Below are 15,922 nucleotides of genomic sequence, written 5' to 3' on the forward strand. Positions count from 1 at the left end.
TAATACCTGCTTAACGCAACTTGAGCGTGGACAAACCAAAGAGACACAACATCAACGTAATGATCCAGAAGCGCACGACCACCTGCGTTTCCTTCCACCCCGACAATTCGAAATGGTGATGCAGCGGCGCCATCTTGAAGAGACGCCGCCCTTCGCCGAAACGGCGCTTGGTGAATTTGAACCACGTCACTTGCAACATCACGGAGAGCGTCTCCGCGACGAAAATGCCGCCCATGATGAAGAGCACGATTTCCTGGCGCACGATCACCGCCACCGTGCCGAGCGCGCCGCCGAGCGCGAGCGCGCCGACGTCGCCCATGAACATCTGAGCCGGGTGCGTGTTGAACCAGAGGAACGCGAGCCCTGCCCCGCCCATCGCCGAACAGAAAATCAGCAGTTCGCCCGCGCCGGCGATATGCGGAAACAACAAATACTTCGAGTAGACCGAGCTGCCCATCACATACGCGAACACACCGAGCGACGCGCCGACCAGCACGACCGGCATGATCACGAGACCGTCGAGGCCGTCGGTGAGGTTGACTGCGTTGCTCGCGCCGACGATCACCAGATACGTCAGCACGATGAAGCCCCACACGCCGAGCGGATAGCTGATCGATTTGACGAACGGCAGCATCAGATCGGCGCGCGCCGGCAGGCCCATCGAGAGGCCGCTGCGTACCCACGCCATGAACAGGTCGAACACGCGCACATTGCTCGCTTCGGACACGCTGAACGCGAGATACACGGCTGCGAACAGACCGATCACCGACTGCCAGAAATACTTTTCGCGCGACGACATGCCGCGCGGATCCTTGTAGACCACCTTGCGGTAATCGTCGACCCAGCCGATCACACCGAAACCGAACGTGACGAGCATCACGATCCAGATGAAGCGATTCGTCAGATCGGCCCACAACAGCGTGGCCACGGCAATGCCGAGCAGAATCAGCACGCCGCCCATGGTCGGCGTGCCGGATTTGACGAGGTGAGTCTGCGGACCGTCTTTACGAACTGCCTGACCGACCTTCATGGAGGTCAGCTTGCGAATCACCGCCGGGCCACAGACGAGCCCGATCAGCAGCGCGGTGATGGTCGCCATCACCGCACGGAAAGTCAGATAACTGAACACGCGCAAGAAGCTTGCGTCATTCTGCAGCCATTGCGCCAGCGCCAGTAGCATGCTTCGGTCCTTCTATTTCAATGTGCGGCGGGCTTACTGCCCGCAGCGTTGGGTTGTGGACTCGTTACGGCGTCCACCACGCGCTCCATCTGCATGAAGCGCGAGCCTTTCACGAGAAGCGTTGCGGCAGGACCGAAACCGGCCTGCTGCAATTGCGCGACCAGCGTGCCGATATCGGCGACGTGATGCGCGTTGGCGCCGTACGCGGTGCAGGCGTCGCGCGAAGCGTCGCCCATGGCGTACAGCGCGTCGATACCGCGTTCCTTGGCGTAAGCGCCGATTTCGCGGTGAAACGCCGGACCGTTGTCGCCGACTTCGCCCATGTCGCCCATCACCAGCACGCGCGGCGCGGCGCGTGAGGCGAGCACGTCGATCGCGGCGCGCATCGAATCGGGGTTGGCGTTGTAGGTGTCGTCGATCACAGTGGCGCCGGCGAGCGTGCCGAGCACGGCCTGCTTCACCTGCAAGCGGCCTTTCACGGCGCCGAACGATTCGAGACCGCGCTTGATCGCGTCGAGCGAAACGCCTGCGGCCAAAGCGGCCGATGTTGCGGCCAGCGCGTTGTGCGCATTGTGGTCGCCGAGCACTTTCAGCGTGACTTCGACTTGCCCTTCAGGCGCGTCGATGCTCAAGACGTTGCCGTCGAACGTGCCTTTTACCGCGGCTTCGGTCGTGCGCTCGGCGGAGTTCAGCGCGAAGTCCATGATGCGGCTGCCGGTGGCGGCTACGCGCCAGATGCTCGCGTAGGCGTCGTCGGCGGGGAATACGGCGACGCCTTCCGGCGACAGCGCGTGAATCACGCTGGCGTGTTCGAGCGCGACGGCTTCGACCGTCGCCATGAATTCCTGATGCTCGCGCTGCGCGTTGTTCACCACCGCGACCGTCGGCTCGGCGATTTTCGCGAGCTCCGAGGTTTCGCCCGGATGGTTCATGCCGAGTTCGACTACCGCCAGTTGGTGCGCGGCGTGCAAACGGAACAACGTGAGCGGCAAGCCGATGTCGTTGTTGAAGTTGCCCGCGGTGGCCAGACGCGCGTCGGCGCCGACCGCGGCGGCGAAGATCGACGCGATCATTTCCTTGACCGTGGTCTTGCCGTTGCTGCCCGTCACGGCGACGAGCGGCATGCTGAACTTGCGACGCCAACCGCGTGCGAGCGCGCCCAGACCCACGCGCGTGTCGGTGACTTTCAGCGCGGGAACATTCCAGTCTTGCGGCGTGCGCGAGACCAGCACGGCGCTCACGTTGCGCGCGGCGACGTCCGGCAGAAAGTCGTGCGCGTCGAACCGGTCGCCCTTGATCGCGACGAACAGATCGCCCGGTCCGGCGCTGCGGCTGTCGGTGGAAACGCGATCGAACGTGACGTCGTCGTCACCCAGCACGGTTGCGCCCGTGATCAAAGCGGCGGCTTCACGCAGCGAGAACATGCTCATTCGCCACCTCCGCGTGCTTGCGTCGCGCGCGCGGCCAGCGCGAGGCGAGCGTGATCCTGATCGGAGAAAGCGCGTTTCTTGCCCATGATTTCCTGTGTTGCTTCGTGCCCCTTGCCGGCCAGCACGATGACGTCTTCGCGCGCGGCGCTGCGGATCGCTTGCAGGATCGCGCTCGCGCGGTCCTCGATACGGCGCGCTTTCGACGCGTCTTTCATGCCCGCCGCGATCTGCTCGATGATCGATTGCGGATCTTCGCTGCGCGGGTTGTCGCTGGTCACCACGACGCCGTCGGCGATCTTCTCGGCGATCGCCCCCATCAGCGGACGCTTGGTCGCGTCGCGGTCGCCGCCGCAGCCGAACATGCAGATCAGTTCGCCGCCGCGCGCGGTTGCCATCGGGCGCAGCGCTTCGAGTGTCTTTTCCAGTGCGTCCGGCGTGTGCGCGTAATCGATCACGACGAGCGGCTCGTCGTTCTGCAAGCGGCCGCCCAGACGCTGCATGCGGCCGTTCACCGACTCGAGCTTCGCCAGTTCGGCCAGCGCGGCGTCGAACGGCACGTCAGCGGCGAGCAATGCGCCCAGCACGCCGAGCAGATTGCTCACGTTGAACGCGCCGAGCGTTTGCACTTCGACGTCGGCATCGCCCCAGTCGGAAGTGCTCAAATGGAATGCGGTGCCCGTTGCCGTTGCGCGCACATTCGAGGCGAGCAGCAACGCGTCGGCTTGCGGCGCGTCTTGCAGCGTGTCGTCTAGCCCATAAGCGATCGTGCGTGCATGGCCTTGCGTGCTGGCGAGCAAACGACGGCCCGCCGCATCGTCGCGGTTGATCACGGCCGCGCGCAGTTCCGGCCAGGCGAAGAGACGCGCCTTGGCGGCTTCGTAGGCTTCGAACGTGTGGTGATAGTCGAGATGGTCTTGCGTGAGATTCGTGAACACGGCGATGTCGAACGCCGTGCCGTTCACGCGCCCCTGATGCAGCGCGTGCGACGACACTTCCATCGCCACCGCCTGCGCGCCCGCGTCGCGCAAGTGCGCGAGACTGCGTTGCAGTTGCGGTGCGTCGGGCGTGGTGAAGCCGGTGTGCACGAGGTGGCCCGGCAAACCGGTGCCGAGCGTGCCGATGATCGCGCAGCGCGTGCCGAGCGCCGTCAGCGCCGCCGAGATCCACTGGCTGCACGAGGTCTTGCCGTTCGTGCCGGTGATGCCGACCGTCAGCATGCCGTCGCTCGGATCGTTGTACCAGCCGCTCGCGATCGAACCCGCGAGCTCGTTCAACGCCGGCACGGCCAGCGTGTTCGACGGATCGATCGCGCCGCTGAAGCCTTCAGGCTGAACCAGCACGGCGGCGGCGCCGCGTTCGATCGCGCCGTCAATGAACGGGCGGTTGTCAGCGCGGTCCACCGCATAGGCGAAAAACGCGTCGCCGGCCGCGAGCGAGCGCGTGTCGGCGTGCAGATGCGCGCCTGGCTGCACGCGCGCGTGCAACCAGGCGAGGGCGTCGGCGATCTGCCGCTGCGCGGGATGCTTCTGCCGCAACATGCTCATCGCACGACTCCCGGATGGCTTTTCGCGTTCGCGGAAATCGTCATCTTCTTCGCGCCGGCGCTGGTGGAGAGCTTCTTGACCGTGGCCGGCGTGGCGGGCGCGGTCGGCGCGGCCGGGGCCGAATCGTCGGACACCACCATTTGCTTGACCGGCATGTCCGGCGGCACATTCAATGAGCGCAGCGTATCGCCGACGATGCTCGAAAACACCGGGCCCGACACCTGACCGCCGAAGTGGCTGCCCGCCGTCGGTTCGTCGACCGAGACGGCTACGACGATGCGCGGGTTCGGCATCGGCGCCATGCCGACGAACGAAGCGCGATATTTGGAGTGGTCGTAGCCGTGCGCGCCGTGCTTGTATGCCGTACCGCTCTTGCCGCCGACGCGATAGCCGGGCACTGCCGCATCCGGCGACGTGCCGCCCGGCGCCGTGACGGTTTCGAGCATGGCGCGCACCTGGCGAGCGGTGGTCGGCGCGAAGATCTGCGGACCGGTGGCCGGCTGATCGCCAGGCGTGCGGAAAATCGACACGGGCATGATCTCGCCGTCATGCGCGATCGCGGTGTAAGCGCGGCCCAACTGGAACAGCGACACCGACAGGCCATAGCCATACGACATGGTCGCCTGTTCGATGCGGCGCCAGCTCTTCCACGGACGCAGACGGCCCGCCGCCGCGCCCGGGAAACCGACCTTCGGCGCCTGGCCGAGACCGATGCTGGTGTACATGTTCCACATCTCTTCGGGCTTGAGCTGCATGGCGATCTTCGTCGCGCCGATGTTGCTCGACTTCTGGATCACGCCGCCCACCGTCAGCACGCCGAACGCGCTGTCGTCGGTAATCGGCGCACCGTCAAGCACGAAGCGGCCGCCGCCTGTATCAACCAGTGTAGTCGGCGTGACGCGGTGCAGATCGAGCGCGAGCGAGACCGTGAACGGCTTCATGATCGAGCCGGGCTCGAACGTGTCGGTCAGGATGCGGTTGCGCAACTGGTCGCCGGTCAGGTGTGAACGGTCGTTCGGGTTGTACGTCGGGTAATTGACGAGCGCCAGCACTTCACCGGTGCGCACGTCGATTACCATCGCCGCGCCGGCCTTCGCCTTGAATTTCTCGACTGCCGCCTTCAGGTTCGTATAGGCGATGTACTGAATCTTGCTGTCGATCGAGAGATCCACGTCCTGGCCGTTGTGTGGCACGACCTGCTCGTCCACGTCCTCGATGATGTGGCCCATGCGGTCCTTGATCACGCGGCGGCTGCCCGACATGCCGGCGAGCAGCTTCTGGTCGCCGAGTTCGACGCCTTCCTGGCCTTCGTCTTCCACATTGGTGAAGCCGATCAGGTGAGCCGTGATCTCGCCTTCCGGATAGAAGCGCTTGTACTCGTCGCGCGCGTAAATGCCGGGGATGTCCAGCGCGGTGACTTTCGCGGCAACGTCCACCGGCACCTGGCGCTTCACGTAGACGAAGTTCTTGTCTTCCGAGAGCTTGGCGCGCAGTTCCTTGTTGGTCATGCCGAGCAGCTTGCCGAGCGACGTCAGCTTGTCCGCGCCGAGGTCGTCCGGCACCGATTCGGGAATCGCCCAGATCGCGCGCACCGGCAGACTCGTGGCGAGCACGAGACCGTTGCGGTCGAGAATCTTGCCGCGCGTGGCCGGCAGTTCGAGCCGGCGCTGATAGCGGATTTCACCCTGCTTCTGATAGAACGCGTTGCCCGGGCCCTGGATCCAGAACGCGCGCGCGGTGAGCGCGACGAACGCCATGAACAGCAGGAACACGACGAGTTTCGAACGCCACATCGGCAGGCGCACCGACAGGATCGGATTGGCCGAGAAAGCCACGCTCTTGCGAGCCGATGATTTTTTCATCGCACGCCTCCGCGACGGGTCGCCGCCGGCGCCGATGCCGGGCCGGAAGTCGGAATCGGTGCGTCTTCGGCCTTCACCGCGCCCGGATCGAGCGTGAGGTACTGGGTGCGGCCGGTGGTGACCGATTGCATCTTCAGGGAATCAGTGGCGATATTCTCGATGCGCGACGTTTTCGACAGCGCACTCTGCTGATATTGAAGTTGCGAATAATCCTGCTGCAGCTGACGCTCCTGCGATTGAGCGCGCTGCAACTGGATGAAGATCTGACGCTGCTGATTGGTAGCGTTGACGACAGACAAGGCGCAGCCCATCACGATGATCAGCAGGAAGATATTGAGGCGGTTCATGGTGCGATCCGCTCCGCCACACGCATCACGGCAGAACGGGCGCGCGGGTTCGCGGCGACTTCAGCGTCGCTCGCGAACACACGGCCGATGATTTTGAGCGGAGGGCTCGGCAGATCGACTGCGCGAATCGGCAGACGGCGATCCACCGCAGGCGTACTCGCGTGCGCCTGCATGAATCGCTTGACGATCCGGTCCTCGAGCGAATGAAAGCTGATGACCACCAGCCGCCCCCCTTGCTCCAACAGCGACAACGCTGCTTCTAAAACGACTTGCAGCTCCGCAAGCTCTTGATTGATGTGAATCCGTATAGCTTGAAAGGTGCGGGTTGCCGGATCCTTGCCCTTCTCACGGGTTTTGACGACGTTAGCCACGATTTGGGCAAGCTCGCCCGTGCTGACGAGAGGCCCAAGACGGTCGGACTCTGCCCGGCGAGCAACAAGCGCCTTTGCAATCTGAAAAGCAAACCGTTCTTCCCCATAATCTCGTATCACCTCCGTCAATTCCTGCACCGTGGCCCGCGCCAGCCAGTCAGCCGCGGATTCGCCGCGCGTCGGGTCCATCCGCATGTCGAGCGGGCCGTCGGCGCGGAAGCTGAAGCCCCGCTCCGGATCGTCGACTTGCGGCGACGACACGCCCAGATCCAGCAAAACACCCGACACCCGTCCTACGCCGCGCTCCGCAATCGCGGTGCGCAGTGAAGCAAAACTCTCGTGCACGATGCCAAAGCGCGGATCGGCAATCTGCTGCGCCGTGGCGATGGCGAGCGGATCTTTGTCGAAAGCGATCAGACGCCCGCCTTCACCCAGCTTCTCCAGCACCAGGCGGCTATGACCGCCGCGCCCGAACGTGCCGTCCACATACACGCCGTCCGCGCGTGTGACCAGCGCTTGAACCGCTTCTTCCAACAGCACCGTGCGATGCTGCAATTCGTTTCCCATCGCAGGTGCCATATATGTAAACCGCGATCAGAACGTGAAATCTTTTAACGCGTCGGGCATGCCCTCGGCCATTGCCGCCTGTTCCTTCGCGGCGTATGTTTGTGCATCCCACAACTCGAAGTGACGACCCATGCCGAGCAAGGTCACTTCTTTTTCCAGCCCACCAGCCGTGCGCAATTCCGGCGACACGAGCACGCGCCCTGCACCGTCCATTTCAACGTCCATTGCGTTGCCGAGAAAAATGCGCTTCCACCAGGTCGCGTTCATAGGCAGCTTGTCGACCTTGTCGCGAAAGATCTCCCACTCGGGGCGCGGAAAGAGCAACAGGCAGCCGTCCGGGTGCTTGGTGATCGTCACCCGGCCCTCTGCCTGTGTCTGCAGCGCATCCCGATATCGAGAGGGAATAGACATCCGCCCTTTCGCATCGAGCGTCAGCGCCGACGCCCCTTGGAACACTTCGCTCTCCCCTGCGGCGCTTTTGCGCCGGCTACCCGATCCGTGAAAATCTACCCGAAACCGTTTGTGAGATCACACAAAAATACACTTTCTCACACTGTCTCCCACTTTAGAGGAACGCTAAACAGGGGTCAAGGGAGATGCGTGCTTTTCCGGCGAATTTTGTTTGTTAGAACAAGGACTTAGCGCGACTCCTTCACGTCAAGCATAAAACGGAAAACCGTTATAAATGAATGAGCTAGTGCAACTTGTGAAGGTGTTACGTGAAAAGTGCGGGGGAAAGGCGCGGAATGAAAGAGATCGTTAAGCGGGATCGGCAGGTGTGGGATGGCGTTTCCGGGTACTTCGGGCGGACGGCGCGCGAGGCGCCGTCCCACTTTCGAGAGGTGCGTGAACGGCGGGCTTTAACTTATATGTAATAGGCGGTGCGCGTCATGACTTTCGACACGGCGCGCATCAATGCGCGCGCGGGAAACGGCAGTTCGAGGCCGCCGGCCTCCATCGCCGCCTTGCCATGCTCTGCTTCGTCCACGCGCATCTGTTCGACGATCGCACGCGACTCGTGGTCGGCGGCCGGCAACTCGTCCAGATGACTGTCGAGATGCTGCTCCACCTGGCGCTCGGTTTCGGCCATAAAGCCGAGGCTGACGCGGTCGCCCATACGCCCTGCCGCGAGGCCGATTGCGAGCGCGCCGGTGTACCAGAGCGGATTCAACAGACTGGGACGCGAGTCGAGCGCTTCGAGACGTTTGGAAGTCCACGCGAGATGATCTTCTTCCTCGATCGCGGCGCGATTGAACACAGCCCGCAAGGAAGGCGATTTGGTTGCGAGTTTCTGAGCCTGATAGAGCGCCTGGGCGCAGACCTCGCCGACGTGGTTCACGCGCATCAATCCAGCCGCGTGCGCACGCTCCGCCGGTGAGAGTTCGGGCGCCGGTTCCGTCACCGTAGATTCTTGCGGAACCGGCAACGGACGACTCATCCGCGACACGCCGGTCATTGAGCGTAAACCCCGATCAAACTCGCTAATCAACTCGTCCAGAAACATTCAGCACTCCCTCATTCGACAGCCGCCTCACCGATCCGCCAAGGCCGCTCAACAAGGCTTTGCGGCGCAAATCCGGCTTCACGGAAACCTTCAAACCGCATGACTCGAGCGGCCAATCTCCGATTCTAGACCATGTTGCGTAAACGAAACAGGAGCGTTCCCGCCCCGCTCCTTTTTCTTTGTGCCATGTATGCCTTTTGTTACATTACGTGCAACTTCTCGCGAAGTTGGACAAGCAAGGCCTCAACGCTAGATAAATATTCCGCCTTGTACAAAAGATTCGTAATCCTTGGAGATCATTCGATGAAAAAGTCGCTTCTCGCTCTCGCAGCACTGGGCGCATTCGCAGGCGTCGCACATGCTCAGAGCAGCGTGACCCTGTACGGTATCATTGACGAAGGCTTCAACATCAACACCAACTCGGGTGGCAAGCACCTGTACAACCTGTCCAGCGGCGTTCTGCAAGGTTCGCGTTTCGGCCTGCGCGGCACGGAAGATCTGGGCGGCGGTCTGAAGGCAATCTTCGTGTTGGAAAACGGCTTTGACGTGAACAACGGCAAGCTGGGTCAAGGCGGCCTGATGTTCGGTCGTCAAGCTTACGTCGGCCTGTCGAGCCAGTTCGGTACGGTCACGCTGGGTCGTCAGTACGACTCCGTCGTCGACTACGTCGGTCCGCTGGAAGCAGGCGACCAGTGGGGCGGCTACATCGCTGCTCACCCGGGCGACATCGACAACTTCAACAACGCGTACCGCACCAACAACACGGTCAAGTACACGAGCGCAAACTACGGCGGCCTGACGTTCGGCGGCACGTACAGCTTCGGCGGCATCGCCGGCAACGTCACGTCGAACCAGATCTGGTCGTTGGGCGCTGGCTACAACAACGGTCCCCTCGTCTTGGGCGTTGGTTACTTGAACGCACGCAGCCCGGCAGCTTCGGGTGGCCTGTTCAACAACGGCGGCACGGCTGCAGCACCGGCTGCTGCTGTGACGTCGCCGGTCTACGCTGGCTTCTCGTCGGCTAACACGTACCAGGTGATCGGTGCAGGCGGCGCATACACGTTCGGCGCAGCAACGGTTGGCCTGACGTACTCGAACATCCGCTTCGGCAACCTCGGCGCTTCGTTCGCATCGCCGTTCAAGGGCCAGTCGGCTACGTTCAACAACGCGGAAGTCAACTTCAAGTATCAGTTGACCCCGGCGTTGCTGGTCGGCGCAGCGTATGACTACACGCGCGGCGCAGAAATCAACGGCAATTCGCGCGCTCAGTACCACCAAGGCGCGATTGGCGTGGACTACTTCCTGTCCAAGCGTACCGACGTGTACGTGACGGGTGTGTACCAACACGCTCTGGGCGACACGGTCACCGCTGGTGGCGCTGTGGTCGACGCAACGGCAGGCATCAACGGCCTGACCGGTTCGTCGAACCAGAACCAGTTCACGGCTCGCGTCGGCATCCGCCACAAGTTCTAATAAGTCGTAAAAAAGCAGTTTGCCTCAAAGGCGCCTTCGGGCGCCTTTTTTTATGGCGCGCGCTGTCGGCGGGTTTTCGCGGTGGCCGAAAAGAAAAGGCCCGGCAGACTTTCGTCTGCTGGGCCTTTTTCGCTTACTCGCTACTTCGCGCCGGCTTCGTGCGTGATCAGCGTGTGATCCGCCTATGCCCGCCCGTCGCGCAACTCGCGGCGCAGAATCTTGCCGACGTTGCTCTTCGGCAGTTCAGTGCGGAATTCGACGATTTTCGGCCGCTTGTAGCCGGTCAGCTGCTGCTTGCAGTACGCGAAGATGTCAGCATCGGTGAGCGCCTGGTCCTTCTTCACGACGAACAGCTTTACGGCTTCGCCCGAATGCTGGTCCGGCACGCCCACCGCCGCGACTTCGAACACGCCCGGCAGCTTGGCGACCACGTCTTCGATTTCATTCGGATAGACGTTGAAACCGGACACCAGAATCATGTCCTTCTTACGGTCGACGATCTTGACGAAACCGCCGTCGTTCATGAAGCCGACATCGCCTGATTTGAAGAAGCCGTCCGGCGTCATCACTTTCGCGGTTTCGTCGGGACGGTTCCAGTAGCCCGCCATCACCTGAGGGCCGCGGATGCAAATTTCGCCCGGCTGGCCGAGCGGCACTTCGTTGCCCTCGTCGTCACGAATCGAGATTTCTGTCGACGGCAACGGCAAGCCGATCGTCCCGCTGTATTCGGTGACGGTGACCGGATTACAGGTCACGCACGGCGACGTTTCCGACAACCCGTATCCTTCGATGATCGGCGTATGCGTCTGCTCGTACCAGCGCTTGGCGACGGCTTCCTGCACCGCCATACCGCCGCCGTTCGCGGCGATCAGCTTCGAAAAATCGAGCTTGTGGAAATCCGGGCTATTCAACAATGCGTTGTACAGCGTGTTGACGGCGGGAATCGTCGTGATCGGATAGCCTTCCAGCGCTTTGATCATGCCGGGAATGTCACGCGGATTCGGAATGAGCACGCCGAGGCCGCCGGTACGGATTGTCAGCAGCCCGCACACGGTCAGCGCGAACACGTGATACAGCGGCAACGCGACGACGGTGACGAACTGATCGAGATCCGTGCGATTTGCGCGAACCGGATCGAGCCAAATCTCCGACTGCAGCACATTGGCGATCAGGTTCCGATGCAGCAGCGTCGCGCCCTTGGCCACGCCCGTCGTTCCACCGGTGTACTGCAAAAAAGCGACGTCTTCAGGTCCTTGCTGGACCGGCTTGAAATTCTGGCGCGCGCCTTCCGCGATCGCGGTGTTGAATTTGACGTGCCCGGGCAGACTCCAGGCCGGCACCATCTTCTTCACCTTGCGCACGACGAAATTCACCAGCGTGCCCTTGATCCCCATCAGGTCGCCCATTGCGGCCACGACGACATGCTTGATCGAGGTGTTGCGTACGATCGCCTGCAGCGTGACCGCAAAGTTCTCGAGCAGAATGATCGCTTCCGCGCCGCTGTCCTTGAGCTGATGCTCGAGCTCGCGCGGGGTGTAAAGCGGGTTCACGTTCACGACCACATAGCCCGCGCGCAAGATGGCTGCAATCGCCACCGGATACTGCAGCACGTTCGGCATCATGATCGCGATGCGCGCGCCGCGGACAAGGCCCTTCGACTGAAACCACGCAGCGAGCTTGCGCGAAAGCGCGTCGAGCTCGCCGTAGCTGATCTCCTTGCCCATGCAGACGAATGCCGGTTTGGCGCGGTGGTCGCGGAAGGCTTCTTCGAGCAGTTCTCCCACCGACGAATAGCGGCTCGGGTCGATCTCTGCGGGAACGCCGGGCGGATAAGATTTCAGCCAGATTTTGTCCATGCAGCGTCTCCTCCTTTATTTTCGAATGGTCGTGCTAAAAACGCATCGTAGCATGGGCACCCCGTTGCTATTCGCGAAAAGCGGCTTGGTTAGACTGCAGCCTCGAACCCGTGAAAGACGAGCGTTGCGGGATGCTTGAGCGGGTTTCAGATGCGCTCGACTTCGACCAGGCAGTCGTAGAAAGTTGCCGATCCGCCCAGGTCGGTGAGCGCCTGGCTGGTGAGCTGATTGGCATTGCGGCCGTCGGGCGCGAGCTTCTTCCACCAGATCGACAGGCCGACGACGAGCCCTTCGCGTGCTTTATCGGTGACGCGTACGCGCGCCTGCATCGAACCGCGATCGTTGAAGATGCGCACCTGATCGCCGTCGACGATGTCGCGTACTTGTGCGTCGGCCGGATGCATGTCGAGATGCGGCTCCCCTTCCGTCGAACGCAGACTTTCGATGTTCACGAAGGTGCTGTTCAGGAAGTTGCGGGCCGGCGGCGAGATCATGGCAAGCGGATAGCGGGCGGCGAGTTCCGGTGCGCCGTCGGCGGATTCGTAAGGCGGCAGATAGTCTGGGAGCGGGTCGAGCCCCTGCTGTGCGAGGCGCTCGCTGTAGAACTCGCATTTGCCGGACGGCGTTCGGAAACCGCCTTCGGCGAAAGGCGCGTCGGGCAGATTCAGCGGGGCCCAGCCACTTTGCTTCAACGTCTGCCAGTCCACACCTTCGAGCGTCTTGTCTTCCCAGCGGAACGCGGCCTGCGCGACGGTCTCGTCGCTCTCGAACAGCGCCGGTTCATCGAGTCCCATATGGCGTGCAAATCCGCGAAAAATCTCTGTGTTCGGGAGTGCGTCGCCGACGGGTGCGATTGCCGGCAGGTTGACCATCACGTGCGTATGACCGTACGACTTGTGGACGTCGAGGTGTTCCAGTTGGGTCGTCGCAGGCAGGAGCAGATCGGCGTAGTCGGCGGTGTCGGTCTGGAAATGCTCTAGCACGATGGTGAACAGATCTTCACGCGCGAAACCCGCGGCGACTCGCTCGGAATCCGGCGCGACAGCCACGGGATTCGAGTTATAAACGACGATCGCTTCGACTTTAGGGCCGAACGTGGCGTCGCCCTGGTGCAGCAACGCGTCGCCGATCGCATTCATATTGATGACACGGCTTACTTTCGACGGCCACCCGGGCATCAGGTCCGGACGCTGCAACGCATGCGAGTCGACCGGGGCCCAACTGCCCGAAGACAGCAGCACGCCACCCGCTCTCTCGCGCCATGCACCCGTCAACGACGGCAGGCAAGCGATGGCACGCACGGCATTGCCGCCGCCACGCACCCGTTGCAGGCCGTAGTTCATGCGGATCGCAGCCTTTTTCGTGCCACCGTAAAGTCGCGCAAGATCGACGATAACGTGCTCATCAACGCCGCAAATTTCGGCGACACGCGACGGCGGATAGCTGAGCGCGCGGGCCTTCAGCTTTTCAAAACCTAGTGTGTGGGCCTCGATGTATGCGTGATCGAGCAGATTTTCCGTGATCAACACATTCATCATGCCGAGCGCCAAGGCACCGTCGGTGCCGGGTTTCAGGGCAATATGCTGATGGCATTTTTCGGCGGTCAGCGAGCGGTACGGATCGATCGCGATCAGCCGTGCGCCGCGGCGTTTGGCGTGTTGGGCACGCGTCCAGAAATGCAGGTTCGACGCGATGGGATTGGAGCCCCAGATGAGGATGACTTCGCTCTCGTCGAAAAACTCGGTGAGCATGCCAATGTTCGCGCCATAGGTGTACTTCAACCCGGCGGCGCCCGCGGCCGCGCAGATCGTACGGTCCAGTTGCGATGCGCCGAGCTTGTGAAAAAATCGCTGCGCAATGCTGTCGCCCTGAATCAAACCCATCGTGCCGGCATAGCTGTAGGGGACGATCGCTTCCGGCGCGCGGCGCGCAATCTCCGAAAGCCGGCGGGCAGCGAACTGGAACGCCTCGTCCCAGCTGATCGGCTCAAAACGGCCCTCGCCTTTACGGCCGACGCGCTTCATCGGAGTCGTCAATCTTTGTGGATGATGCACACGCTCCGCATAGCGGCTGACCTTCGTGCACAGCGCGCCTTGCGTCGGGGGATGCTCGGGATCAGCGACGACCTTGATCGCGCGCCCGGCCTCGACCGTCACATGCATCGCGCAGGTGTCGGGGCAGTCATGCGGGCATACGGCGCGGGCGAGTTCAGTCGGAGCATTCATCGGCGATCCGTTCAATGGGGCGGTGAGCGGTGGAGCAATGCGGGATTCTATTACGGCAATTGCTGCTTGGCCTGCGTGGTGCCGCCAAAAAGGCCTTCGGCGTAGAATCGGTTATTACCGTGCCCGGGCCAATGGGGCCCCGAGCGATTCCACGCAAGCCAAAGCACAGACGCGTCACCACTACATCATGAAACTGATCCCCGAAATTCAAGCCGCTCACGGCGAAATTCAGACCCTTCGACGAACCATCCACGCCCACCCAGAACTGCGTTACGAAGAAACGGCGACGGCCGATCTGGTGGCACGAACCCTCGAGTCCTGGGGTATCGAAACTCATCGAGGGTTGGGCAAAACCGGCGTCGTCGGCGTATTGAAACGCGGCAATGGTTCACGCTCGATTGGCCTGCGGGCCGACATGGATGCGCTGCCGATACAGGAGATGAACAGCTTCGACCATCGGTCGAAAAACGACGGCAAGATGCACGCGTGCGGCCATGACGGACATACGGCGATGCTTCTCGGTGCCGCGCGGCACCTGGTCAAACACGGCGAATTTGATGGCACGATCGTGTTCATTTTCCAGCCCGCCGAAGAAGGGGGCGCTGGTGCGCAGGCCATGATCGACGACGGCTTGTTCGTGAAATTTCCGGTCGATGCAGTATTCGGCATCCATAACTGGCCGGGCATGCCGGCGGGGCAGTTCGGCGTGACTGAAGGGCCAATCATGGCGTCGAGCAACGAATTTCACATTGAAATCAAGGGCGTAGGTTCGCACGCTGCGCTACCGCACAACGGCCGCGATCCCGTCTTCACTGCAGTGCAGATTGCGAACGGACTGCAGAGCATCATCACGCGGAACAAGAAGCCGCTCGACACAGCAGTGTTGTCGATCACCCAGATTCACGCCGGCGACGCAGTCAATGTCGTTCCGAACAACGCGTGGATCGCCGGCACGGTGCGGACGTTTACGACCGATACGCTTGATCTGATCGAAGCGCGCATGCGCAAAATCGCGGAGAGCACGGCCGAAGCCTACGATTGCTCGGTCGATATTCAATTCCACCGAAACTACCCGCCGACGATCAACAGCAGCGAAGAGGCGCGCTTTGCGGCGACAGTGATGAAGGAAATCGTCGGTCCGGAAAATGTCGACGATGCGGTTGAACCGACGATGGGTGCAGAGGACTTCTCTTTCATGTTGCTTGCCAAACCGGGCTGCTACGCGTTTTTGGGTAATGGCGACGGCGGGCACCGTGATTCAGGCCATGGCGCAGGTCCGTGCATGCTGCATAACGCGAGCTATGACTTCAACGACGAGTTGCTGCCGATCGGCTCGACGTACTGGGTACGGCTGGCTCAGCGGTTTCTCGCGCAAGACAAATAGAGTTCGTCCGAGGAGGCTGGCGGCGGTGATTGGTTCATCGCCCCTGTTGTTTCGTCGCGTTAGGGATGAGTGACGTTTCTTGGCGCTTGCACGCTCGCTCGAACGCGAACGCGGACGCGCTGCGGATGGGGGATTGAGGGCGGTTTTCCCGTTCGTTCTTCGGGCGTTTTTCCGTCGCC

Annotated in this window: 12 protein-coding genes; 2 read left to right on the plus strand and 10 right to left on the minus strand. The window is 62.1% G+C overall.

The window, feature by feature from the left end; translation table 11 throughout:
• Positions 1–10: 10 nt before the first annotated feature.
• The 8 genes from mraY to coq7 all read right to left on the minus strand — a co-directional run bounded on the left by mraY (position 11) and on the right by coq7 (position 8,805).
• On the minus strand, positions 11–1,180 hold the full coding sequence (gene mraY / locus P0D73_RS35305; RefSeq protein WP_106285161.1) for a phospho-N-acetylmuramoyl-pentapeptide-transferase: 1,170 nt from the start codon (positions 1,178–1,180) through the stop codon (positions 11–13).
• Positions 1,181–1,197: 17 nt separating this feature from the next.
• On the minus strand, positions 1,198–2,610 hold the full coding sequence (locus P0D73_RS35310) for a UDP-N-acetylmuramoyl-tripeptide--D-alanyl-D-alanine ligase (protein ID WP_408290428.1): 1,413 nt from the start codon (positions 2,608–2,610) through the stop codon (positions 1,198–1,200).
• Positions 2,607–4,154, minus strand: coding sequence for a UDP-N-acetylmuramoyl-L-alanyl-D-glutamate--2,6-diaminopimelate ligase (locus tag P0D73_RS35315; RefSeq protein WP_408434950.1), 1,548 nt, complete (start codon positions 4,152–4,154; stop codon positions 2,607–2,609). The genes P0D73_RS35310 and P0D73_RS35315 overlap by 4 nt, the downstream gene beginning before the upstream one ends.
• Positions 4,151–6,016 (minus strand): peptidoglycan D,D-transpeptidase FtsI family protein, encoded by a 1,866-nt coding sequence (locus tag P0D73_RS35320; protein ID WP_408180845.1) that lies wholly within the window; start codon positions 6,014–6,016, stop codon positions 4,151–4,153. Before P0D73_RS35320 ends, P0D73_RS35315 begins: the two co-directional genes overlap by 4 nt.
• On the minus strand, positions 6,013–6,363 hold the full coding sequence (gene ftsL / locus P0D73_RS35325; RefSeq protein WP_132372912.1) for a cell division protein FtsL: 351 nt from the start codon (positions 6,361–6,363) through the stop codon (positions 6,013–6,015). The genes P0D73_RS35320 and ftsL overlap by 4 nt, the downstream gene beginning before the upstream one ends.
• Positions 6,360–7,313 (minus strand): 16S rRNA (cytosine(1402)-N(4))-methyltransferase RsmH, encoded by a 954-nt coding sequence (rsmH, locus tag P0D73_RS35330; RefSeq protein ID WP_408290420.1) that lies wholly within the window; start codon positions 7,311–7,313, stop codon positions 6,360–6,362. Before rsmH ends, ftsL begins: the two co-directional genes overlap by 4 nt.
• A 15-nt stretch (positions 7,314–7,328) precedes the next feature.
• The gene (mraZ, locus tag P0D73_RS35335) at positions 7,329–7,757 is read right to left on the minus strand and encodes a division/cell wall cluster transcriptional repressor MraZ (RefSeq protein ID WP_012434430.1); all 429 of its coding nucleotides are present in this window, start codon (positions 7,755–7,757) and stop codon (positions 7,329–7,331) included.
• Positions 7,758–8,166: 409 nt separating this feature from the next.
• Positions 8,167–8,805, minus strand: coding sequence for a 2-polyprenyl-3-methyl-6-methoxy-1,4-benzoquinone monooxygenase (coq7, locus tag P0D73_RS35340; RefSeq protein WP_132372908.1), 639 nt, complete (start codon positions 8,803–8,805; stop codon positions 8,167–8,169).
• Positions 8,806–9,108: 303 nt separating this feature from the next.
• On the opposite strand from coq7, the gene P0D73_RS35345 reads away from it, so the two are divergent.
• Complete coding sequence (locus P0D73_RS35345; RefSeq protein ID WP_132372906.1) at positions 9,109–10,278, plus strand: porin; 1,170 nt, start codon at positions 9,109–9,111, stop codon at positions 10,276–10,278.
• A gap of 182 nt (positions 10,279–10,460) precedes the next feature.
• Here the strand turns inward: P0D73_RS35345 and P0D73_RS35350 are convergent, their stop codons facing one another.
• Both P0D73_RS35350 and P0D73_RS35355 read right to left on the minus strand, forming a co-directional pair.
• On the minus strand, positions 10,461–12,134 hold the full coding sequence (locus tag P0D73_RS35350) for a long-chain fatty acid--CoA ligase (RefSeq protein WP_408180843.1): 1,674 nt from the start codon (positions 12,132–12,134) through the stop codon (positions 10,461–10,463).
• 146 nt (positions 12,135–12,280) lie between these two features.
• Complete coding sequence (locus P0D73_RS35355) at positions 12,281–14,359, minus strand: molybdopterin-containing oxidoreductase family protein (protein ID WP_408180842.1); 2,079 nt, start codon at positions 14,357–14,359, stop codon at positions 12,281–12,283.
• 187 nt (positions 14,360–14,546) lie between these two features.
• Here P0D73_RS35355 and P0D73_RS35360 point away from each other — a divergent pair, with 187 nt between their 5' ends.
• The gene (locus P0D73_RS35360) at positions 14,547–15,743 is read left to right on the plus strand and encodes a M20 aminoacylase family protein (protein ID WP_408180879.1); all 1,197 of its coding nucleotides are present in this window, start codon (positions 14,547–14,549) and stop codon (positions 15,741–15,743) included.
• Positions 15,744–15,922: the final 179 nt, after the last annotated feature.

This window comes from Paraburkholderia sp. RL18-101-BIB-B, assembly GCF_046026985.1.
GTDB lineage: Bacteria > Pseudomonadota > Gammaproteobacteria > Burkholderiales > Burkholderiaceae > Paraburkholderia.